The sequence below is a fragment of the Streptomyces sp. NPDC048416 genome (assembly GCF_043200435.1).
Taxonomy (GTDB): domain Bacteria; phylum Actinomycetota; class Actinomycetes; order Streptomycetales; family Streptomycetaceae; genus Streptomyces.
The window spans coordinates 174,928-182,986 of record NZ_JBICXU010000013.1; the positions used below are offsets into that span (position 1 = coordinate 174,928).

Consider the following 8,059-nt stretch of genomic DNA (forward strand, 5'->3'; position numbering starts at 1 on the left):
CAGCCGACCTTGGCAGGGTGCCCAGTGCGAGCCACCTCAGCCACCCCGCTTCCGGTGCGGGCCGTGCCCGCTTCTCGCGCAGTTCCCCGCGCCCCCGACTACTCGGTGCCGGCCCGCATGCACACCCTCAGCCCGTCATGGGGGTCCCCCCCCTGGCCCTTAAGGCCTTGGGGGAGATTGAGGACGAGCGCCCTTCAGGCGCGAACGGGGTCTGGGGCAGAGCCCCAGCAAACCCCGCCGCTCCGAGCGAAATCGGCCTGATCGCACTGATACTGAGCAAAAGAGCCGCTTCGCCGCGTTCCAACTGGCCACAGTTAAACGCTCTTTGGCGTTTCTTGGTGATCACATGCCCCCCGCATGAACCGTTCCTGACAAGAGTGACGCATTACATGCGCACATCAGACAGCGCATGTACAGCAGGCGAAGACCTCACGCAGGGGGTTACATGAGAAGCAGCCGCGCCAGGCGGCGCGCCGGTATGAGCATGGCAGCGACACTGCCACTGCTCGCCGGTGCGCTCGCCCTCGGCATACCGTCCGCTCAGGCGGCCGACCCGGTCCCGAGCGGGCGGGCGGCCCTCGCGGGCACCAAGCCCGTCTGGGCCACCGGCTCCGCCGACCAGGGTGCGACGGCCACGTCCGCCAAGGTCAACGCCCGGGTCTACCTCGTCGGGCGGGACGCGAAGGGCCTCGACGCATACGCCGCGGCCGTGTCCGACCCGCAGTCGGCGTCGTACGGGAAGTACCTCAGCGCCGCTGAGGCGCAGCAGCGCTTCGGCGCGACCAAGGGGCAGATCGACGCGGTCACCACGTGGCTGAAGTCGTCCGGACTGACCATCACGGGCTCCAACCAGCACTACATCTCGGTGTCCGGCGACGTGGCGGGCGCGCAGAAGGCGTTCGCCACGCAGCTGCGCAACTACCGTAAGGACAACCGGACTTACCGGGCTCCCTCGAAGGCCGCGTCCGCGCCGAACGCGCTGGCCAACGCCGTGCTCACGGTGACCGGCCTGGACAACGCGCCGCACCAGGCGACGCACGAGGACACGCTGCCCGGCCCCGGCGCCGGCTTCCGCAACGCGGGACCGTTCTCGACGTACTACGGCTCCAACATCGCCAAGACGCTGCCCGACGCGTACGGCACGAAGATCCCGTACGCCGTGCACGGCTACACCGGCGAACAGCTGCGTGCCGCCTACGGCGCCGGCAAGTACACCGGCAAGGGCGTGACCGTCGCCATCACCGACGCGTACGCCTCGCCCACCATGGCGAAGGACGCCGCGCAGTACGCCAAGCGCAACGGTGACAAGGCCTACAAGAAGGGCCAGTACACCGAAGTCCTTCCGGCCGAGTTCAACAGCACCGAGGCGTGTGACGCGTCCGGCTGGTACGGCGAGGAATCCCTCGACGTCGAGGCCGTGCACGCCGTCGCGCCCGACGCGAACATCGTGTACGTCGGTGGCGCGTCCTGCAACGACCCGGACCTGCTCGACGCCCTCAACAAGGTCGTCGACAACCGTCTCGCCGACATGGTCTCCAACTCGTGGGGCGACATCGAGGCGAACGAGACCCCGGACGTCCAGGCCGCCTACGACCAGACGTTCAAGCTCGGCGCCATCGAGGGCATCGGCTTCTACTTCTCCTCCGGTGACAACGGCGACGAGGCCGCCCACACCGGCAAGAAGCAGGTCGACACCCCGGCCAACTCCGCCTGGGTGACCTCCGTCGGCGGCACCTCGCTGGCGGTCGGCAAGCACGACACGTACCAGTTCGAGACCGGCTGGGGCACCGAGAAGGCCGCCCTCGCCGCGGACGGCAAGAGCTGGGTGAACTTCCCGGGCGCCTACACCGGCGGCGCGGGCGGCGGCACCAGCTCGACCGTGAAGCAGCCGTTCTACCAGCGCGGCATCGTGCCGGACTCGCTGGCCAAGGCCAACGGCGCGACCGCGATGCGCACGGTTCCGGACATCGCGGCCGTGGCCGACCCCAACACCGGTTTCCTGGTGGGCCAGACGCAGTCGTGGCCCGACGGAACGGTGAAGTACGACGAGTACCGCATCGGTGGCACCTCGCTGGCCGCTCCGGTCACCACGGGTATCCAGGCGCTGGCCCAGCAGGCCAAGCGCTCCCCGATCGGGTTCGCGAACCCGTCGATCTACGAGCGCTTCGACTCGCGGCTCTACCACGACGTGACGGACCACCCGCTGGGTGCGCACCGTGACCTCGCGGTCGCCCGCGTCGACTTCGCCAACAGCGTGGACGCGTCCGGTGGTGTGCTGACCTCCGTGCGCTCGCTCGGCAAGGACAGCTCGCTGGCCGCGACGCGCGGCTACGACGTCGTGACGGGTGTGGGCTCGCCCGCCCCCGGCTACGTCGCCTCGTACGCCAACCCGTTCCGCCGCTAGTCCCTCCGGGGGCGTGCCCCGTTCTTCGGTCGTCCTTGGCCGAGGGGCGGGGCTCCCCCATTTCCTGGGGCTCTGCCCCAGACCCCGTTCGCGCCTGAAGGGCGCTCGTCCTCAATCTCCCCCAAGGCCTCAAGGGCCAGGGGGGACCCCCATGACGGGCTGGGGATGTGCAAGCTGCCCGGCACCGAGTAGTCAGCAGCGCGGGGTTGTGACGGTCTCCCCCTGGCAGCCGCCGTCACCGGTGGTCCGGGTGCACCCAGCCGGGCTTGCGGAACGTCAGGAACGCGAGCGGGGCGAGGATGCCGAGGACGAGGAGACCGCCGCCGACGATCAGCAGATAGCGCCAGAGCGGCTGGCCGCCGAACTGGTCCGGCGGTACGAACCCGATGAACAGGGCGGCCACCGACGCCACGAACCCGGTGCCCGCGACCCAGGCGACGGCGGGCACCCGGAAGCCGCGCTCCACCTCGGGCCGCGTCCTGCGCAGCTTGACCACCGCCACGAACATCAGCAGGTAGGCGATGAGGTAGATCTGCACGGTGATGACGGAGAACATCCAGTAGGCGCTCGACACGTCGCCGCTGAACGCGTACAGGATGCCGATGAGGGTGGTGATGACGCCCTGCGCGACCATGATGTTCCGCGGGGTGCCGTAGGCGTTCAACCGCTGGAGGAACGGCGGGAGATAGCCCTCCTGGCGCGACAGCAGCACCAGGCCCTTGGCGGGTCCCGCGAGCCAGGTGAGCATCCCGCCGAGCGCGGCCGCCACCAGCATCACGCCGACGACCTTGGTCATCCAGCCGATGTGGAAGTGGTCGAAGAAGGCCTGGAAGGCCTGCATCAGACCGGCCGTCAGGCTCAGCTCCTTGGACGGCATCACCCAGGAGATGGCCAGGGCCGGAAGGACGAAGATCAGCAGGACGAGACCGGTCGCAAGGAACATCGACTTCGGGTACTCGCGCTTGGGGTCGCGCAGCGAGGACACATGGACGCCGTTCATCTCCATGCCCGCGTACGACAGGAAGTTGTTGACGATCAGGACCAGGCTGGCGAGCCCGGTCCACGGCGGCAGCCAGTGCGAGCTGTTCATGGGCGCCGCCGACGGGTTGCCCTGGCCGAGGAAGACGAAGCCGAGCACGACCAGGACCACGCCGGGGATGAGGGTGCCGATCACGAGCCCCAGCGAGCTGAGTCCGGCGACGGTCTTCGTGCCGCGGGAGGAGATCCAGACGCCGGTCCAGTAGATGACCACGATGACGACGGCGACGTAGAGCCCGTTCTCGGCCAGGCTCGGGTTGATGACGTACGCGAAGGTCGAGGCGACGTAGGCCAGCAGGCTCGGGTAGTACGCGATCGTCATGGCGAACTGGCACCAGACGGCGAGGAAGCCGAGCGGCTTGCCCAGTGCCTCGCTCACCCAGCGATAAATGCCGCCGGTCCAGCCGGAGGCCAGTTCCGCGCCGACCAGAGCGGTGGGGAGCAGGAAGACGATGGCCGGCAGGAGGTAGAGGAAGATCGCGGCGAGGCCGTAGATCGCCATGGAGGGTGAGGGGCGCAGGCTCGCGACGGATGCCGTCGTCATCAGGCCGAGCGTCACCCAGGAGATGAACCGCCGTGTGGTCCCTTCGTCGGCGACGAGTTCTTCATCGGAGGCGTCCGTGGTCGTCATGGGCCCATGATCGGTGCGGTGGCCGGGTCCCGCATGTCGGGCGACGGGCGGCCACCCACGATCGGTGCGGTGGCCGGGTCCGCGGGCCGGGCGGCGCGGCAACCCGGAACGCGCCACCTCGAACTCGCGGGCGGGGGGCGGCGCGCGGCGCCGTCGGACCACCGGCACGCGGGCGGCGCGCGGCGTCGCTCCACCCCATCGCGTCGCTCTGACGATTAAAGTGGCGGGGTGCCTCAACTACGTCTCGCCCTGAATCAGATCGACTCGACGGTCGGAGACCTCGCCGCCAACGCCGAGGCGATCGTGCACTGGACCCGGCACTCCGCCGAGCAGGGGGCGCACCTCGTGGCGTTCCCCGAGATGGTGCTGACCGGCTATCCGGTGGAGGACCTGGCCCTGAGATCGTCCTTCGTCGAGGCGTCCCGGCAGGCGCTGGGCGCCCTCGCGGAGCGCTTGGCCGCGGAGGGCTTCGGGGAGCTCCCGGTGGTGGTGGGCCATCTCGACCGCTCCCCCGTCGCGAGCCCCCGCCTGGGGCAGCCCGCCGGCGCCCCGCAGAACGCGGCGGCGGTGCTGCACGGCGGCCGGGTGGTGCTCAGCTTCGCCAAGCACCATCTGCCCAACTACGGCGTCTTCGACGAGTTCCGCTACTTCGTGCCCGGCGACACGCTGCCCGTGGTGCGGGTGCGCGGCGTCGACGTGGCGCTCGCCATCTGCGAGGACCTGTGGCAGGACGGCGGCCGCGTCCCGGCGACCCGCTCGGCCGGTGCCGGCCTGCTGATCTCCATCAACGCCTCGCCGTACGAGCAGAACAAGGACGACACCCGGCTCGAACTGGTCCGCAGGCGGGCCCGCGAGGCGGGCTGCACGCTCGCCTATGTGGCCACCATCGGCGGGCAGGACGAGCTGGTCTTCGACGGCGACTCGATCGTCGTCGACGGGCGGGGCGACGTCGTGGCGCGGGCGCCGCAGTTCTCCGAGGGTTCGGTGATCCTCGACCTGGAGCTGCCGGCCGCGGGCGCCGCGCCGTCCGGGGTGCTCGACGACGGGCTGCGCGTCGACCACGTGGTGATCTCGTCCGAGCCGGTCCCGGCGTACGAGCCGGAGCTCGACGGCGGGTACGCCGAGCGCCTGGACGACGACGAGGAGGTGTACTCGGCGCTCGTGGTGGGCCTGCGCGCGTACGTCGCGAAGAACGGCTTCCGGTCCGTCCTGATCGGTCTGTCCGGCGGCATCGACTCGGCGCTCGTCGCGGCGATCGCCTGCGACGCGCTGGGCGCGGCCCATGTGTACGGCGTGTCCATGCCGTCGAAGTACTCCTCGGACCACTCCAGGACGGACGCGGCCGAGCTCGCCCGCCGTACGGGTCTGAACTTCCGTACCGTCGCCATCGAGCCGATGTTCGACGCGTACATGGGCTCGCTCGATCTGACCGGGCTCGCCGAGGAGAATCTTCAGTCGCGGCTGCGCGGCACGATGCTGATGGCGCTGTCCAACCAGGAGGGCCACCTCGTGCTCGCTCCGGGCAACAAGTCCGAGCTCGCGGTGGGCTATTCGACGCTGTACGGCGACTCGGTGGGGGCGTACGGGCCGATCAAGGACGTCTACAAGTCCGTGGTGTTCCGGCTCGCCAGGTGGCGCAACCGGGCGGCCGCCGAGCGCGGCCAGACCCCGCCGATCCCGGAGAACTCCATCTCCAAGCCGCCCAGCGCCGAGCTGAGCCCGGGCCAGGTCGACACGGACTCGCTGCCCGACTACCCGGTCCTCGACGCGATCCTGGCGATGTACGTCGACCGGGACCAGGGGGCGGACGCGATCGTGGCCGCCGGGTACGACCCGGAACTCGTGGGCAGGACGCTGCGGATGGTGGACACCGCGGAGTACAAGCGGCGGCAGTACCCGCCGGGTACGAAGATCTCCCCCAAGGGCTTCGGCAAGGACCGCCGCCTGCCCATCACCAACCGGTGGCGCGAGTCGGGCTGAGCGGGGCGCCCCGGGCGCTCACACCTGGAGTCGCGCCGCGATCGGCAAGTGGTCGCTGCCGGTTCGGGGGAGGGTCCAGGACGACTTCGGCTGCACGCCCTTGACCATGATCTGGTCGATGCGGGCCATCGGGAACCCGGCGGGCCAAGTGAAGCCGTAGCCGTGGCCCGCGGCGCCCTGGGTGGAGCGCATCTGGGCGGTGATGTTGTTCAGGGAGCGGTCGTTCATCGTGCCGTTGAGGTCGCCGAGCAGGATCACCTTCTTGTTCGGCTCGGCGGAGATCGCCTCGCCCAGCGTGTAGGCGCTGTTGTCACGCTGGTTGGCGGTGAACCCGGCGTTCAGCTTGACCCGTACCGACGGCATGTGGGCCACGTACACGGCGACGTCGCCGGTCGGCGTCTTCACGGTGGAGCGCATCGCGCGCGTCCAGCCCATCTTGATGTCGACGGGCCTGCTGTCGCTCAGCTCGTACTTGGACCACAGGCCGACCGTGCCCTGCACCGAGTGGTACGGGTAGAGGTCCGCCAGCGCCTTCTTGTACGTGCTCACCTGGTCGCCCGGGATCTCCTCAAGGGCCAGGACCTGCGCGCCGGAGGCCGCGACCTGGCGGGCGGTGGCGGCCGGGTCGGGGTTCTCGGCGTTGACGTTGTGGGTGGCCACGACCAGGTTGCCGCCCGCGCTCTGCTTGTCCGTGAACAGGCCGCCGAACATGTTGAGCCAGACGATCGTCGGGAGCAGCAGCGCGATCAGCGCGGTCGCCGAGCGGCGCCACAGGGCGAAGCCGAGCAGGACCGGCACGAACACGCCGAGCCAGGGCAGGAAGGTCTCGGAGAGCGAACCGAGGTTGCCGATCGAGTTGGGGATGTGCGAGTGCAGGATCATCACGAGGGTGATCACGACGGCGATGGCCGTGAGCACCAGGCCCCGCCGCCAGATGCCCCGATCGCCGCGCCAGCCGTCGAGCAGGCGCCGGAACCGGGACCGGGTGCGCTCGTCCTCCGCGCTGCCGTCGCCCGTCTCCGTCATGTACGCCCGCGCCATACCGCTGTCCTCACTGCTGTTCTCGCACACCGTTCCCCGCTGTTCGACCCTAGGCGAAAACGGGGCGGCCTTCCCTGCCGTCGCGCCTCTCGCACGACATCTCCACGGCCAGCAGGACGAGCGGGCGCGGCGACAGGTTCCAGGTCAGGGCCCGGTGCGGGGCCCTGTGACACAACGCGCATATTCAGCGGGCCGGGCGCAGCCCTTCGAGAACGGCGTCGACGATGCGCTCGGCGAGGTCGGGTCCCGGCAACTCGGTACCGGGCCTCATCATGGTGCGGACCAGCATGGGGGCGACGAAGAGGTCCCCTGCCATCTCCAGGTCGATGCCGGCGCGGATCTCGCCGTTCTCGATGCCCCGCCGCAGCAGCTCGTCGACGAGCCGGCGGCGGGGGGCGATGACCAGGCTGTGGTACTTGGACCAGAGCCTGGGGTAACTCTGCATCTGGGCGAAGACGTTGTGCAGCAGGGCCGAGGACTGCTTGGCCGCGCTGCGCACCCGTACGTGGTCGACCATGGTGACGAGGTCGTCACGCAGGGAGCGGCCGGGCAGCGGTGGGCTCGGCGACTCCATGGACTGGACGACCTCGACGTACAGCTCCTCCTTGCCGGCCCAGCGCCGGTAGATGGTGGCCTTGCCGACGCCTGCGGTGCGGGCGATGCGCTCGATGGAGAGGCCGGCGAGTGACACGCCCTCCTCCAGCAGCTCGACCACGGCTTCCAGGATCTGCCGCTCCGCGGCTTCGGAGCGGGGCCGCCCGCGCCGTGGTCCGTCGTCCTTGTGCTGTGTGTCCATGTGCTGTGTGTCCATCAGGGTCACGCCCGCTCCGCTTCTTCTCGACCGTCCCGATGATTGTCCAGGTCACTACACCTAGACGAGTCATTCCGATGTGATCAGTGGTCGTAAGCGATCAGTGACCGCGTGATGGGCTGGCGGGTCTTGTGGTTGTGCCAGATCGCGGCGG

At 69.8% G+C, this 8,059-nt stretch carries 5 protein-coding genes; 2 read left to right on the forward strand and 3 right to left on the reverse strand.

Features of this window, described 5'->3' with window-relative positions; genetic code table 11:
• Nucleotides 1–484 precede the first annotated feature (484 nt).
• On the forward strand, nucleotides 485–2,404 hold the full coding sequence (locus ACGFW5_RS19135; protein ID WP_393835416.1) for a protease pro-enzyme activation domain-containing protein: 1,920 nt from the start codon (nucleotides 485–487) through the stop codon (nucleotides 2,402–2,404).
• A 235-nt stretch (nucleotides 2,405–2,639) separates the two neighbouring features.
• Here the strand turns inward: ACGFW5_RS19135 and ACGFW5_RS19140 are convergent, their stop codons facing one another.
• Entirely contained in the window at nucleotides 2,640–4,073 is a 1,434-nt protein-coding gene (locus ACGFW5_RS19140; RefSeq protein WP_393835417.1) for an APC family permease, read from the reverse strand.
• A 228-nt stretch (nucleotides 4,074–4,301) separates the two neighbouring features.
• On the opposite strand from ACGFW5_RS19140, the gene ACGFW5_RS19145 reads away from it, so the two are divergent.
• Nucleotides 4,302–6,053 carry an NAD+ synthase gene (locus ACGFW5_RS19145; protein ID WP_393835418.1) on the forward strand — a complete coding sequence of 584 codons (1,752 nt, stop codon included), beginning with the start codon at nucleotides 4,302–4,304 and terminating at the stop codon, nucleotides 6,051–6,053.
• A gap of 18 nt (nucleotides 6,054–6,071) precedes the next feature.
• On the opposite strand, the gene ACGFW5_RS19150 is transcribed toward ACGFW5_RS19145, so the two are convergent.
• Complete coding sequence (locus tag ACGFW5_RS19150; RefSeq protein ID WP_393835419.1) at nucleotides 6,072–7,094, reverse strand: endonuclease/exonuclease/phosphatase family protein; 1,023 nt, start codon at nucleotides 7,092–7,094, stop codon at nucleotides 6,072–6,074.
• 184 nt (nucleotides 7,095–7,278) lie between these two features.
• Nucleotides 7,279–7,890, reverse strand: coding sequence for a TetR/AcrR family transcriptional regulator (locus tag ACGFW5_RS19155; protein WP_393835420.1), 612 nt, complete (start codon nucleotides 7,888–7,890; stop codon nucleotides 7,279–7,281).
• Nucleotides 7,891–8,059 lie beyond the last annotated feature (169 nt).